Genomic DNA, 13,550 nt, shown 5'->3' with positions numbered 1-13,550 from the left:
ATGCAGAGTCCGCTTTTCGCCTTCACCGAGGCACAGACCCAGGACCGCTACGCCCTGCAGAACGAGCAGCTGCTGCGGGTCGCCCTCGAGGGCCACGAGGACCTCCTCGCCCGTAAGGGGTCGATGGTCGCCTATCAGGGACTGCTCGAGTTCGAGGGCAACTACCAAACGCAGGGTCAGCACCGCGCCCGCGCCATGTCCGGCGAGGGCCTCGACCTGATGCGGATCTCCGGGCAGGGCACGGTCTATCTGGCCAACCTCGCCCAGTACATCCATGTCGTCGACGTCGACCACCAGGGGCTGACCGTCGACAGCAGCTATGTGCTGGCGCTGGACTCCGCCCTCCACTGGGACGTCGTCTCCGTCGACAGCCAGTTCGGCATCTCCGGCACCGGCAAGTACCAGCTCAACATCTCCGGGCAGGGCAAGGTCGTGCTGATGACCTCCGGCCAGCCGCTGATGCTGCAGGTCACGCCCGAGAAGTACGTCAACGCCGACGCCGATGCGGTGGTCGCCTGGTCCAAGTCGCTGCGGGTGCAGATGCAGGCGCAGACGCATTCCTCCGGGGTGTGGCGTCGGCGCGGCAACACCGGCGAGGGCTGGGAGCTCAGCTTCCTCGGGCAGGGCTATGCGCTGGTGCAGCCCAGCGAGCTGCTGCCGCCGCAGAACGCCGTGATCGGCTCCGGGGTCGCCGCCCAGTTCGGTATGGGCCAGCAGGGCGCGCACGGAGCCAACCAGGGCAACATCTTCACCAACTGACGTACGACCGTCGGTCCGGCCGGATCCGGCGCCCGCCCCTGGGGGACGGGCGCCGGCTGCGTCCGTCTAGAGAAGCGCGCGGGTGCGCTCCACCAGGCGCACCACCGACGCATCGGCGACGGCGGCCACCTCGTCGTACGGGAACCACCGCAGGTCCAGCGACTCGTCGCTGATCGCCGCCACCGCGCCCGCGGGCGCCAGCGCCGCGTACTGGACGTCCAGATGCCAGGCGCAGGGCGTGTGATGACGGTCCAGCCGCACCGGTCCGCCGGGCAGCAGGGTCAGCCCCTGGGCGATCCCGGACTCTTCCCGGGCCTCGCGCAGCGCCGCGTCCGCCAACGTCGCATCCTCCGGCTCGCAGTGCCCGCCCATCTGGAGCCACATCTTCAGCTTGCGGTGCAAGGTGAGCAGTACCCGGCCGCCGGCCGGGTCGACCACCAGCGCGCTCGCCGTGATGTGCCCGTCCTTGCACGGCTTCCACATGCCGTCCTCGTGGGCGGCGAGATGGTCGAGATACGCCAGCCGCAGCCGCTCCTGGTCGTCCGACGGCGCGGGCCACTCCTTGAGCACCCGCGCCGCGTCCTCATGCAGACTCACTCGCCGTCGTCCCCCTTGCCGTCGTCGGAGGCCTTGGGCTCGTCACCCTTGCCGGCGTCGGACACCCGGTCCGGGCCGTCGGAGCCCTTGGCGTCCCCGGCGGGCTTGGACAGATCCGGCTTGCCGCCGCTCGCCGCCTCGCCCAGCATCTTGTCGAGCTCGGAGAAGTCCAGCTGCTCGTGGTGCACGAACCCGTCCGGGTCGTCCAGGTCGGCCGCCGTCGGCAGCATGTCCGGGTGCGCCCACAGGCCGTCGCGGCCCTCCAGGCCCCGGGCGTCCGTGAGCGAGGCCCACAGCCGCGAGGCGTCCCGCAGCCGCCGCGGACGCAGCTGGAGACCGATCAGGGTGGAGAACGTCTGCTCGGCGGGGCCGCCGCTGGCCCGGCGGCGCCGCAGCGTCTCGCGCAGCTTGTCCGCCGACGGCAGATGCGGCTTGGCGGCGGCGTGCACCACCGCGTCCACCCAGCCCTCGACGAGTGCCAGCGCGGTCTCCAGCCGGGCCAGCGCGGCCTTCTGCTCCGGGGTGTCCTCGGGCTGGAACATGCCCTGCTGGAGGGCGTTCTGCAGCTCCTCGGGATGCTGGGGGTCGATCTGCCCGACCACGTCCTCCAGCTTGCTCGTATCGACCTTGATGCCCCGGGCGTAGCCCTCGACGGCACCGAACAGATGCGAGCGCAGCCACGGCACATGCGCAAAGAGCCGCTGGTGGGCGGCCTCCCGCAGGGCCAGATACAGCCGCACCTCCTCCTCCGGCACGCCCAGGCCCTCGCCGAACGAGGAGATGTTCCCGGGCAGCAGCGCGGCCTTGCCGGCCGGCCCCAGCGGCAGCCCGATGTCCGTCGAGCCGACGACCTCACCGGCCAGCACGCCCAGCGCCTGACCGATCTGGGTGCCGAACATCGCGCCGCCCATGGAGCGCATCATCCCGAGCAGCGGGCCCGCCATGGCCTGCATCTCCCCGGGCAGCACATCGCCCATGGCCGACCCGACGCGCTCGGCGAGCGGGTTCACCAGGTCCTGCCACACCGGCAGGGTCTCCTCGACCCACTCGGCGCGGCTCCAGGCCACCACCGAGCCGGACCCCGACGGCAGCGACGTCACGCCGTCCAGCCACAGGTCCGCCAGCCGCACGGCCTCCTCGACCGCGGAGCGCTCGCCCGGCGACAGGCTCGCGTCCTTGCTGCCGTCCTCGGCGCCCTGCGCGACGGTCTGCCGCGCGATGTCCTTGGCCATCTCCCAGTTCACCGGGCCGCCCTCGTACGAGAGCATCTGGCCGAGCTTCTGGAAGGCGGCGCCCAGGTCGCCAGGGTTCATTTCGCCGCCGGGGCCGCCCATGCCGCCGAAGAGCGCCGCGAACGGATTGTCCGCGCCGCCGCTTCCGCCGCCGAACCCGAAGGGGTCCGCGGGGCCCTGGCTACCTCCCTGGCCGCCCTTCTTCTTGCCGTTGTCGCCGTCCTCCGGCTCCTCCGGCGGAAGGCCGAATCCAAATGGGGTGTCACTCACGGGTTTCCTCGGCTCGTAGGGCCATCGGCAGGGGCCGACGGCGGCTGCCCGACATCACCTCCAGCGTAGACACCCCGCCCGCTTCGGGGCTCGGTGCTTCGCCGGGGCGGTGCCTGCGGCAGGATGGACGGCACCTGGTACGTACGCGTCATCTCGCGTGCGTACTGAATTCAACCGCTGGAGACGCCCGGTGAGTTCCCCAGATCCGACCGTTCGCGCAGCGCGAAACGCTGCGGCCAACGCCGAGCCGACAGGCCACGGCGCAGGCGGCGCCGTGGACCGGCCGCTGCGCCGGCCCGTCGTGGCCGTCACCGGAGCCGCCTCCGGGGTCGGCGCGCTGCTCACCCGTGCCCTGGTGGCGTCCGACGAGATCAAGCAGGTCGTGGCCATCGACGAGCGGCGCGGCGACGTCGCCGAGGCGCGGTGGCACGTCCTGGATGTCCGCGATCCGGCCATTGCCGACAAATTGCGCGGCGTCGATGTCGTCGTCCACCTGGCGCTCGATCTCGACCTGGAGACCGACGCCGCCGCCCGCACCGCCTACAACGTGCGCGGCACCCAGACCGTGCTGACCGCCGCCGCGGCGGCCGGCGTGCACCGGGTGGTGCTGTGCACCTCGGCAATGGTCTACGGCGCGCTGCCCGACAACGATGTTCCGCTGGCCGAGGACGCCGAGCTGCGGGCCACCGCGGACGCCACCGGTGTCGGCGACCTCCTGGAGATCGAGCACCTGGCCCACCGCGCACCCCGCGCCCACCCCGGCCTGAACGTCACCGTCCTGCGCCCCGCCGTCCTGGTGGGCGGCACCGACACCGCCCTGACCCGCTATTTCGAGTCGCCCCGCCTCCTGGTCGTCGCCGGATCCCGGCCCGCCTGGCAGTTCTGCCACGTCGAGGACCTGGTCAGCGCCCTGGAGTACGCGGCCCTGGAGAAGGTCGACGGCGAGCTGGCGGTGGGCTGCGACGGCTGGCTGGAACAGGAGGAGGTCGAGGAGCTGTCCGGGATCCGGCGCATGGAGCTGCCGTCGTCGGTGGCCCTGGGGGCCGCCGCCCGGCTGCACCGCATCGGGCTGACCCCGTCGCCCGCCGGGGACCTCGCGTACACCATGCATCCCTGGGTGGTCAGCGGCAGCCGCCTGCACGAGGCGGGCTGGCGGCCGAAGTGGACGAACGAGGAGGTGCTGGCCGAGCTGCTGGAGGAGGTCGCCGGACGGCACACCGTCGCGGGCCGCCGCCTGGGCCGCAAGGACGCCACCGCCGCCGGTGCCGCCGGCGCCACCGTCGCCCTCCTGGGCACCGCCGCCCTGGTCCGCCGTGCCCGCAAGGCCCGCCGCCGTATCTGAGGCGGCGGGGCCGCGGCCTGTATGAGCCTCCATACGGTGTCCCGGACGCCCGGTGGAATCGGCCATTCCTTCGCGCGCCCCGGTACGGCACGATGGGAGCATGTCAGCCGAAACCTCACTCCCCGGCCGCGACCACCCCGGTGAGCAGGCCGCCGCGGATCCGATCAGGCTCATTGCGATCCGCGACAGCGCGCTGTCCGTGGACGAGGTCTTCGCGGCCGTCGGGGACGCCGCGGCGGGCGGTACGGCGCTGTTCGTCGGCACGGTCCGTTCGCACGACGGCGGTGCGGACGTCGAGGGGCTCGGCTACTCTGCGCACCCCTCCGCGGAGGAGGAGATCCGCCGGATCGCCGAGAAGGTGGTCGCGGAGTACCCCGTCCGGGCGCTGGCCGCAGTGCACCGAGTGGGTGAACTGGCCATCGGCGATCTGGCGGTCGTCGTCGCGGTCTCCTGCCCGCACCGCGGCGAGGCGTTCGAGGCGTGTCGCATGCTGATCGACGACCTCAAACACCAGGTTCCCATCTGGAAGCACCAGACGTTCTCCGATGGGGCAGAGGAGTGGGTGGGGGTTTAGGAGCGGCCCGGGGCACCGTTGCTCCGGTTGCGTAACCCGCCCCCTGGCGTAAGCGTTGACCCATCGGATGGTTAATCTGCTAATCGTCGATTGCGGTCGTGCAAGGGGTTGGGAGGTCGCTGTGGGTGCGCTCCTGTGGTTGCTGGTTCCGGTTCTGGCTGCGCTCGTCGCCACGGTGTGGAGTACCTGGACCCAACGCAGCCGTAAGTCCGGGGACGGCGAGGAACTCGCCGGCTACGCCCGGTTCCGCGAGGCGATGGAACGGGAGCATTCCGCTTCCGACCCCGCCTCCGACGCCGCCTGACGGCGTCCCGGCATACGCATGAGCAACGGCCGTTCCCTGCGTCCCCGTACGGACGGCCCCGCGGGCCGGTTGTCATACCCGTCCCGTACTGTCGTTCCATGCCACGCCGCACCGCGACGCTGCTCGCCTCGACCCTGATGCTGATCGCGCTGCTCTGCACCGCGGTGCTGATCCCCGCGCCGTACTCGGAGATGTCCCCGGGCCCGACGGTGAACACCCTCGGCGATCATGACGGCGCACCGGTGCTGCAGATCTCCGGGCACAAGACGTACCAGCCGACCGGTCATCTCAACATGACCACGGTCCGGGTCACCGGCCCCGACTACACCATGAATCTCTTCTACGCGCTCGTCGGCTGGCTGGACCACGACAGCGCCGTGGTGCCGCACAAGACGCTCTATCCCGAGGGGCAGACGGCCGAGCAGGCCGACCAGGAGAACGCCGAGGAGTTCACCCAGTCCCAGGAGAGCGCCAAGGTCGCGGCGCTGCAGCAGCTGCACATCCCGGTGACGGAGCAGACGGTGGTCGCCTCCGTCCGGAAGGACAAGCCGGCCGACGGGCGGCTGCACGCGGGCGATGTGATCACGGCGGTGGACGGCAAGCAGGTCAAGGCGACCGGCGATGTCGCCAAGTTCGTCACCCGGCACAAGCCGGGCGAGAAGACCGTCTTCACGATCATCCCCGCCAAGGTGGCGGCCGCGGCGGAGAAGAAGGGCAAGAAGCCCACCACGGGACAGAAGCAGGTCGCCATCACCACGGCGGCGGAACAGGGCCGGGCCGTCGTGGGCATCCAGGCCGGGGCGGACCACATCTTCCCGTTCTCCATCGACGTCAAGCTGGCCGATGTGGGCGGGCCCAGCGCCGGGCTGATGTTCTCGCTCGGCATCATCGACAAGCTGACGCCCGGGAACATGACCGGCGGCAAGTTCGTGGCCGGTACGGGCACCATCGACGACAAGGGCAACGTCGGCCCGATCGGCGGCATCTCCATGAAGACGGTCGGTGCGCGGAGCAAGGGCGCGCAGTTCTTCCTGACGCCGAAGGACAACTGCGCGGCCGCCGCCAAGGACACTCCGCAGGGCCTGACCCTGGTGAAGGTCGCCACCATAGGCGACGCCGTCAAGGCACTGAAGAAGATCAGCAAGGGTGACACCGCCGGCCTGCCGAGCTGCAGCCCGGCAGGCCGGTCGTAGGGGAGGGCGTCGGGGGGACGCCCTGGCCCTGTGCTACGCCTCGAAGGTCGCGGCAAGCGCGTCCGCCAGGCCCGGCACCAGGGCCGAGCCGGTGAGGACCTCGGACGTGGAGTCCTTCTCGCGCAGCCGCAGCGCCGATTCGCGCGCACCGTCGCGCAGTACGGCCACGGTCATACGGACCTCCTGGCGGTCCGGGTGCTCGGCGACCCACTTGGCGAGCTGCGCCTCGTCCATGCCCTCGGGGACGGAGTCCTCGGCGGACGGCGGCAGCATCAGCCGCTCCACGGTCAGCGCGCAGCCGGCGACGGCGTCCGGCCAGGCGATGGTGGCGAGGAACTCGTCCAGCGGGGCGCCGGCCGGGATCTCGTCCTGCTCGACGGGGGTCAGGGAAGCGGTGGTGGAGTCGTCGATGCCGAGCTGGGCGGCGAGCGAGGGCTCTTGATCGCGCAGCTTGGCGGTGTCGACGAGGGCGAACAGTCGGGCGGGCTGGTCCCAGCCGAGCCCGGCGGCGTACTCGTCGATTTCGAGTACGGCGCGGGTCAGTGGGTCGGCGGCGAGGGGGGTGCCGTCAACGGGGAGGTTGCTCATGCTCAACATCGTGCCTTGTCCGTCCCGGAAATCGGGAACCGAGTAAAGCCTTCGTAAGTTGCATCACTGGGTCCTACTATCGCCGGGCCTGTTCCACACAACAGCGAACTTCGAGGTGCGCACCTTGGCTTTCCAGATGCCGGACCGCGGCGGAGGCCCCTCCGGGCCACGGATCAGAGTCGGCCGACCGTCCCGGCGGGCGAGGACCCTGCTCATGACGTTGGGCGTACTGGCCGTACTGGCCATGCTCTTCGTGATGTTCTCCGGGTTCTGGACCGACTGGCTCTGGTACCGCTCGGTCAATTACTCCTCGGTCTTCACCACGACCCTGTGGACCAAGACCGGCCTGTTCTTCGCCTTCGGCGCCGTGATGGCGGTGGCCGTCGGCCTCAACATCTGGCTGGCGCACCGGCTGCGGCCGCCGCTGAGCGCGATGTCCATGGAGCAGCAGAGCCTGGACCGCTACCGGATGGGCATTGCCCCGTTCAAGAAGTGGGCGCTGATCGCGATCACCGCGGTGGTCGGACTGATCGCGGGTGCCTCCGCGTCCGGCGAGTGGCGTACCTGGCTGCAATGGGTCAATGGCGTGCAATTCGGGCAGAAGGATCCGCAGTTCGGCAAGGACGTCGCGTTCTATGCCTTCGATCTGCCCTGGTACCGCTTCCTGCTGAGCTTCGGCTTCGCCTGCGCGGTGCTGTGCCTGGTGGCCGCGGCGCTGACGCACTACTTGTACGGCGGGCTGCGGGTGACCAGCCCCGGCTCCCGGGCGACGGCCGCCGCTACCGGCCATCTGTCGGTGCTGCTCGGCATCTTCGTCTCGCTCAAGGCCGTCGCGTACTGGCTGGACCGGTACGGCCTGGCGGTGAAGTCCAGCGGTCTGAAGTCGGCGGAGAACTGGAACGGGCTGCGCTATGTCGACGCGCACGCCTATCTGCCGGCGAAGACCATCCTGTTCTTCATCGCGGCGATCTGCGCGCTGCTGTTCTTCGCCACCCTCTGGCGCCGGACGTGGCAGCTGCCGGTGATCGGTTTCGGGCTGATGGTCCTCTCGGCGGTCCTGATCGGCGGGCTGTATCCGGCGATCGTGCAGAAGTTCCAGGTTCAGCCGAACGAGGCGAACAAGGAAGCGCCGTACATCAAGCGCAACATCAAGGCGACCCGGGACGCGTACGACATCAAGGACTCCGAGGTCACGCCGTACAAGGGCGACTACAAGCCCGACGGCGAGGAGGACAGGCAGCGGCTGCGGGACGCGGCCGACACCACGGCCAGCATGCGGCTGCTCGACCCGAATGTGGTCTCGCCGGCCTTCCAGCAACAGCAGCAGGTGCGGGCGTACTACCAGTTCCCCTCCACCCTTGACGTCGACCGGTACAAGGACAAGGACGGCGCCGAGCAGGACACCGTCATCGGTCTGCGCGAGCTGAACGTCGCCGGGATCTCGGATCACAACTGGATCAACGACCACTTCAAGTACACCCACGGCTACGGCACGGTCGCCGCGAAGGGGACCGAGACGGCCGACGGCGGCGGTCCGAAGTACACCGAGTCGGATCTGCCGGCCAAGGGGCAGCTCCCCAAGCACGAGCAGCGGGTGTACTACGGCGAGAAGACCTCGCAGTATTCGATCGTCGGCGGTCCGCAGCAGGAACTGGACTACTCCGACGACACCGGCGAGAAGAGCTATCGCTACAAGGGCAAGAGTGGGGTGAATCTGTCGAACCCGATCAACCGCGCCGCGTACGCGGTGGCGTTCGGGGAGCCGCAGATCCTCTACTCCGGCGCGATCGGTGACGGCTCGCGGATCCTGTACAACCGCACGCCCAAGGAGCGGGTCGAGGCGGTCGCCCCCTGGCTGACCATCGACGGCGATGCCTATCCGGCGGTCATCAACCACCGGATCCAGTGGATCGTCGACGCCTACACCACCAGCAACGGCTATCCGTACGCCTCGCGCACCACGCTGGGCGACACCACGGCCGATTCGCTCACGGACGGACAGCGGACGGTGGTGGCTCAGGAGAACCAGGTCAACTACATCCGCAATTCGGTCAAGGCGACGGTCGATGCCTATGACGGTTCGGTCAAGCTCTATCAGTGGGACGAGAAGGACCCGGTCCTCAAGACCTGGATGAAGTCGTTCCCCGGTACGGTCAAGAAGAAGGCGGACATCAGCCCCGAGCTGATGGAGCATCTGCGGTATCCGCAGGACCTGTTCAAGGTGCAGCGGCAGCTGCTGACCACCTACCACGTCACGGATCCGGGGACGTTCTACTCCGGCTCCGAGCGCTGGCAGGTGCCCAGCGACCCGACGACCAAGTCGGGCAACTCCGTGCCGCCGTACTACCTGAGCATGAAGATGCCGGACCAGAAGGACCAGGCCTTCTCGCTGACGACGACCTTCACGCCCAACAAGAAGGACAACCTGGGCGCCTTCATGGCCGTCGACGCCAATGCGACGAGCCGCGACTACGGCAAGATCAGACTGCTGAAACTGCCTGCGCAGACTCCGGTGCCCGGTCCGCAGCTGGCGCAGTCGAAGTTCAACTCCGATCCCACGATCGCCAATGAGCTCAACATCCTCAAGAAGGGCGATTCGGAGATCGAGTACGGCAATCTGCTGACCGTCCCGCTGGACGGCGGACTGCTGTACGTCGAACCGGTCTATCTGCGCGGCGCCGGCACCAACTACCCGCTGCTGAAGAAGGTGTTGGTCAGCTACGGCGACAGCAAGCCGGTCCTGGAGGACTCCCTCAAGGACGCGCTGGATGTCGTCTTCGGCAAGAAGGCGCCGAGTACGGGCACCAAACCGCCGGGCGGCGGCGATACGAACCAGCCACCGCCCAACCAGACGGTGCAGCAGGCGCTGAGCGACGCCGAGAAGGCCTACGACGAGGGCGAGAAGGCCCTCGAGCGAAAGGACTTGGGCGCGTACGACGCGGCCAAGAAGAAGCTCAAGGCGGCGCTGGACCGGGCGGCGAAGGCGTCCGAGAAGGCGAAGTCGTCCGGCAAGGACGGCGGCGCCTCGGGCGGCTGAGCCGCCCCGGCGTCAACTGCGGTGCGTGCGGCCGCCGGTGAACCTGCCGGTGGCCGCGCGGCGACCGTGGTCGGGGGGCGCCCCGGCGTCGTGATAGCGTGAGAACACAACGACGCGGGGTGGAGCAGCTCGGTAGCTCGCTGGGCTCATAACCCAGAGGTCGCAGGTTCAAATCCTGTCCCCGCTACTGAAGATGAAGGCCCGGATCTTTCATGATCCGGGCCTTCGTCATGTGTGGTGGTGGGTGATTTCGGCCGGTGTCGGTGAAGGCCGCGTCGAACTGCCGATGTGGTGAACCTGTGTGCTTGAGTTTGGCAAGTCGCCGTGTCGGGAAGTCGACAAACCGCTGAAGTGACCTCACTGGCTGCGGTATACCAGGTGTACGCGGGTTACAGGTGATGCGACGATGGCTGTTATGGGGGACAAGGCAAGGTTGTTGGAGACAGACCGGTTTGTGCATGCGCCCGACGACGGGCGCGAATCCGAGCTGCCGATGGATGCAATGGAGGCCGCGGAGGCCGTGGAAGCATCCGATGCGGTGACCGAGACCGGCCATCGGCGGGCCGCCGAGGCGGGTGACACCGCCGCGATGAGCGCCCTGGGCGCGATGCTGCTGCGCCGCGGTGACCTCGACGGCGCCGAACCGCATCTGCGCTCCGCCGCCGCGGCCGGCGACCGCGCCGCCGCCAACAACCTCGGCGTCCTGCTGCACCAGCGGGGCTACGCCGACGAGGCCGCCGGATGGTGGCGGATCGCCGCCGTCGCGGGTTCCGCCGCGGCCGCGCACGCCCTCGGCCGGCACTACCGCGAGCGCGGCGACGAGCCGGCCGCCGAGTACTGGCTGCGCCAGTCCGCCGAATCCGGCCACTGCCTGGGCGCGTACGCCCTCGCCGACCTGCTCGAGCACCGCGGCGACGTCGGCGCCGAGCGCTGGTTCCGCGCGGCCGCCGAGCGCGGCCACCGCGAGGCCGCCTACCGCCTCGCCCGGACCATCGAGGACGGCCGCGACGGCGACCGCCGTACGGTGCCCGCCTACGGGGAGCTGACCCGGCAGGCCGAGGCCGAGCAGTGGTACCGCCAGGCGGCCGCCCGCGGCCACCGCCGGGCGGCACTCCAGCTGGGTGCGCTCCTGGAGGACCGCGGCGACATCCAGGAGGCGGGCCGCTGGTACCTGTCCGCCGCCAAGGACGGCGAGGCGCGGGCCGCCTGCGCACTGGGCTTCCTGCTGCGCGACGCCGGGGACGAGGAGAGCGCCGCCGAATGGTGGCGGCGGGCCGCCCAGGACGGCGATGGCAACGCTGCCAACGCGCTGGGCGCGCTGCACGCCGACCGCGGCGAACTGCAGACCGCCGAGCGCTGGTACCGCGTCGCGCTGGACGCCGGCGACGTCAACGGCGCCTACAACATCGGCCTGCTCTGCGCCGGGCAGGACCGGGCCGAGGGCGGCGAGCAGTGGTACCGCCGCGCCGCCTACGCCGGGCACCGCGAGGCCGCCAACGCGCTCGCGATCCTGCTGCTGCAGCGCGGCGACGCGGCGGGCGCCGAGCCGTGGTTCTCCAAGGCGGCCGAGGCGGGCAGCGTGGACGCGGCGTTCAACCTCGGCATCCTCTACGCCGGGCGCGGCGAGGAGCGTACGGCGCACACCTGGTACGAGCGGGCGGCGGCGGCCGGGCACACCGAGGCGGCGCTGCAGGTCGCGATCGTGCAGCTGCGGGACGGCGAGCTGCAGGACGCGGAGCGCAATCTGCGCTGTGCGGCCGGCGGCGGCAGCCGGGAGGCGGCCTTCCGGCTCGCGGACCTCCTGGACCGCAGGGCCGCGGCGGTGGGCGAGGGGCTGGCGGACAGCGATCGCACCGCGGACGACGAGAGCACCCAGTGGTACGAGCGGGCCGCGCGGCAGGGTCACCGCCGCGCCCAGGTCCGGGTCGGCATGTTCGCGGCGGCCCGCGGCGATGTGGTGGAGGCCGCGAACTGGTATCGCGCGGCGGCCGAGGCCGGCAGCCGCAACGGCGCCTTCAACCTCGGGCTGCTGCTGGCCCGCGAGGGCAGCCTCCCCGAGGCCGCCCTGTGGTGGCAGCGGGCCGCCGAGGCCGGTCACGGCCGCGCGGCGCTGCGCCTCGCGCTGCTCGCCGCCCGGCGCGGCGCGCTGGCCGAGGCGCAGAGCTGGTGTGCGCGCGCCGTCGAACTGGGCCCGCCGGAGGTGGCCGAGCGCGCGGCACGGCTGCGTACGGCGCTCCAGGAGGAGCTCAGCGCGTAGGAGCGCCCTCGGGGCCCGGCCCCGGGTGCCGGGGCCGGGCCCAGGGGCCGGCCGCCGGGACGCGGGGAAGGGATTTGCGCTGGTCGTCGGGCCGGGGTTAGAGTTGGGACACAACGACGCGGGGTGGAGCAGCTCGGTAGCTCGCTGGGCTCATAACCCAGAGGTCGCAGGTTCAAATCCTGTCCCCGCTACTGAAGGGCAAAGGCCCGGATCCTCAGGGATCCGGGCCTTTGTCGTGTCTCCGGGGTCCGGGGGCGGGGTCACGGACGGTGGCCGACCGCCTCCGCGTAGAACGAGCGGTCGACGAGCCTGTTCTCCGGGAGCGGCGCCCCCTTGGTGACGCCCGCGTCCCGGTAGGCCTTCTGCAGCCGGTCCGCGGTGCCCTTGCGGATCTCCCAGTCCATCCGGAGCGACGGCACCGCGGCCAGGACCTCGGCGTCCACCTCGAGCAGCCTCGCCAGCCCGGCGGTGAACGCCCGGTCGGCCTTGTAGTCCCCGGCGAAGTAGGTGTTGACGGTACGGATGTAGGCGCGCAGGAAGGCCACGCCCGCGCCGGGGTCGTGCTGGAGCAGGTTCGGGCCGTAGAGGGCGCCGCCGAGCGGCTCTCCCTGGGGCTGCCCGCCCAGGAACGCGTACTTCTTGTCGCCGTCGACCCGCCGCCAGACCGGGTCGAGCAGCCAGGCGGAGTCCACGCCGCCGCCGGTCAGGGCCGTCAGCACGTCGGAGGAGCCGAGCTGCTGGAAGGCCACGGAGTTCAGGTCGGCGCCGTGCGCGGCGAACGAGGTGTCCATCGGGTACATGATCACGGAGCCCTTGCCGATCATGGTGCCCATCCTGGAACCCTTGAGGGAGACCGAGGATGCGCTCCGGCCGTCCTTCAGGCGCACCCACAGGCCGCTCTTGGACTTCGGGTCGGGGGAGAAGTTTCCGGCCACCCAGCGGATGTCGAAGCCGCCGGTGATGCCGTTGACGACGGCGGCCTCGGGGGCCGCCCACAGGGCGTCAAGATCGCCCTTGGCCAGCAGGGGCAGCGCCTCCGGGGTGGGCAGCACCTTGAGCCTGACGTCCAGGCCCTCCTTCTTGAACTCGCCCTTGTCGACGGCCAGTCGGAGGGGGGCGACGTATTCGGCGGCGAGGGTGCCGGTGGCGACCGTGAGGGTGCGGTGCTTCTTCAGCGGCCTGGGGGCCGGGGCGCCCTTGTCGCAGCGGGCCGGGGCGCGGGTGGGGGAGCGGTCGGCGGGGTCGGTCCAGGAGGCCTTGCCGCAGCCCGCCACCGGCCTGATGGTGCGGGGCTTTGCACCGGTGCCGGTGTCCTGCTGGGCGGTGCAGCCCGCGCTGAGGGCGAGCGCTGCGACGAGCACGGCGAGGGTGGTGGTGCGGGAGCGCAGCATGGGACC

General features: G+C 70.8%; 11 protein-coding genes and 2 tRNA genes. 9 read left to right on the top strand and 4 right to left on the bottom strand.

What is annotated here, in order from left to right; all coding sequences use genetic code 11:
- Nucleotides 1-759, top strand: coding sequence for an AIM24 family protein (locus tag ACIGWZ_RS26235; RefSeq protein WP_400068654.1), 759 nt, complete (start codon nt 1-3; stop codon nt 757-759).
- 66 nt (nt 760-825) lie between these two features.
- Here ACIGWZ_RS26235 and ACIGWZ_RS26230 read toward each other — a convergent pair whose 3' ends face one another.
- A complete protein-coding gene (locus ACIGWZ_RS26230; RefSeq protein WP_400068652.1) occupies nt 826-1,356 on the bottom strand; it encodes an NUDIX hydrolase in 531 nt (176 codons plus the stop codon).
- On the bottom strand, nt 1,353-2,858 hold the full coding sequence (locus ACIGWZ_RS26225; RefSeq protein WP_400068650.1) for a zinc-dependent metalloprotease: 1,506 nt from the start codon (nt 2,856-2,858) through the stop codon (nt 1,353-1,355). The genes ACIGWZ_RS26230 and ACIGWZ_RS26225 overlap by 4 nt, the downstream gene beginning before the upstream one ends.
- A 190-nt stretch (nt 2,859-3,048) precedes the next feature.
- On the opposite strand from ACIGWZ_RS26225, the gene ACIGWZ_RS26220 reads away from it, so the two are divergent.
- From ACIGWZ_RS26220 to ACIGWZ_RS26205, 4 genes are all read left to right on the top strand, one after another.
- Nucleotides 3,049-4,200: an SDR family oxidoreductase gene (locus ACIGWZ_RS26220; RefSeq protein WP_400068648.1), complete on the top strand. Its 1,152-nt coding sequence runs from the start codon at nt 3,049-3,051 to the stop codon at nt 4,198-4,200.
- Between the two features lie 100 nt (nt 4,201-4,300).
- On the top strand, nt 4,301-4,774 hold the full coding sequence (locus ACIGWZ_RS26215; protein ID WP_400068646.1) for a molybdenum cofactor biosynthesis protein MoaE: 474 nt from the start codon (nt 4,301-4,303) through the stop codon (nt 4,772-4,774).
- Between the two features lie 121 nt (nt 4,775-4,895).
- Nucleotides 4,896-5,078: a hypothetical protein gene (locus ACIGWZ_RS26210; RefSeq protein ID WP_400068644.1), complete on the top strand. Its 183-nt coding sequence runs from the start codon at nt 4,896-4,898 to the stop codon at nt 5,076-5,078.
- Between the two features lie 98 nt (nt 5,079-5,176).
- Nucleotides 5,177-6,271: a PDZ domain-containing protein gene (locus ACIGWZ_RS26205; protein WP_400068642.1), complete on the top strand. Its 1,095-nt coding sequence runs from the start codon at nt 5,177-5,179 to the stop codon at nt 6,269-6,271.
- Nucleotides 6,272-6,304: 33 nt separating this feature from the next.
- Here ACIGWZ_RS26205 and ACIGWZ_RS26200 read toward each other — a convergent pair whose 3' ends face one another.
- Entirely contained in the window at nt 6,305-6,859 is a 555-nt protein-coding gene (locus ACIGWZ_RS26200) for a PPA1309 family protein (protein ID WP_400068640.1), read from the bottom strand.
- Between the two features lie 136 nt (nt 6,860-6,995).
- Between ACIGWZ_RS26200 and ACIGWZ_RS26195 the strand changes: the two genes are divergently transcribed.
- From ACIGWZ_RS26195 to ACIGWZ_RS26180, 4 genes are all read left to right on the top strand, one after another.
- Nucleotides 6,996-9,896 (top strand): UPF0182 family protein, encoded by a 2,901-nt coding sequence (locus tag ACIGWZ_RS26195; RefSeq protein ID WP_400068770.1) that lies wholly within the window; start codon nt 6,996-6,998, stop codon nt 9,894-9,896.
- A 113-nt stretch (nt 9,897-10,009) separates the two neighbouring features.
- Nucleotides 10,010-10,083, top strand: a tRNA-Met gene (locus ACIGWZ_RS26190).
- Between the two features lie 219 nt (nt 10,084-10,302).
- Nucleotides 10,303-12,153 carry a sel1 repeat family protein gene (locus ACIGWZ_RS26185; RefSeq protein ID WP_400068638.1) on the top strand — a complete coding sequence of 617 codons (1,851 nt, stop codon included), beginning with the start codon at nt 10,303-10,305 and terminating at the stop codon, nt 12,151-12,153.
- Nucleotides 12,154-12,270: 117 nt separating this feature from the next.
- Nucleotides 12,271-12,344 (top strand) — tRNA-Met (locus ACIGWZ_RS26180).
- A gap of 69 nt (nt 12,345-12,413) precedes the next feature.
- On the opposite strand, the gene ACIGWZ_RS26175 is transcribed toward ACIGWZ_RS26180, so the two are convergent.
- Nucleotides 12,414-13,541, bottom strand: a complete 1,128-nt coding sequence (locus tag ACIGWZ_RS26175) for an ABC transporter substrate-binding protein (RefSeq protein ID WP_400068768.1) — start codon at nt 13,539-13,541, stop codon at nt 12,414-12,416.
- Between the last annotated feature and the right edge of the window lie 9 nt (nt 13,542-13,550).

The organism is Streptomyces sp. NPDC053427 (assembly GCF_044544985.1).
Lineage (GTDB): Bacteria > Actinomycetota > Actinomycetes > Streptomycetales > Streptomycetaceae > Streptomyces.
This window is presented reverse-complemented; position numbering and strand designations above follow the sequence as displayed.

Bases quoted from the DNA above. Each gene is read 5' to 3' on its own strand.
- ACIGWZ_RS26195 (WP_400068770.1), top strand. From the start codon at position 6,996: ATGCCGGACCGCGGCGGAGGCCCCTCCGGGCCACGGATCAGAGTCGGC.
- ACIGWZ_RS26185 (WP_400068638.1), top strand. From the start codon at position 10,303: ATGGCTGTTATGGGGGACAAGGCAAGGTTGTTGGAGACAGACCGGTTT.
- ACIGWZ_RS26215 (WP_400068646.1), top strand. From the start codon at position 4,301: ATGTCAGCCGAAACCTCACTCCCCGGCCGCGACCACCCCGGTGAGCAG.
- ACIGWZ_RS26205 (WP_400068642.1), top strand. From the start codon at position 5,177: ATGCCACGCCGCACCGCGACGCTGCTCGCCTCGACCCTGATGCTGATC.
- ACIGWZ_RS26235 (WP_400068654.1), top strand. From the start codon at position 1: ATGCAGAGTCCGCTTTTCGCCTTCACCGAGGCACAGACCCAGGACCGC.
- ACIGWZ_RS26200 (WP_400068640.1), bottom strand. From the start codon at position 6,859: ATGAGCAACCTCCCCGTTGACGGCACCCCCCTCGCCGCCGACCCACTG.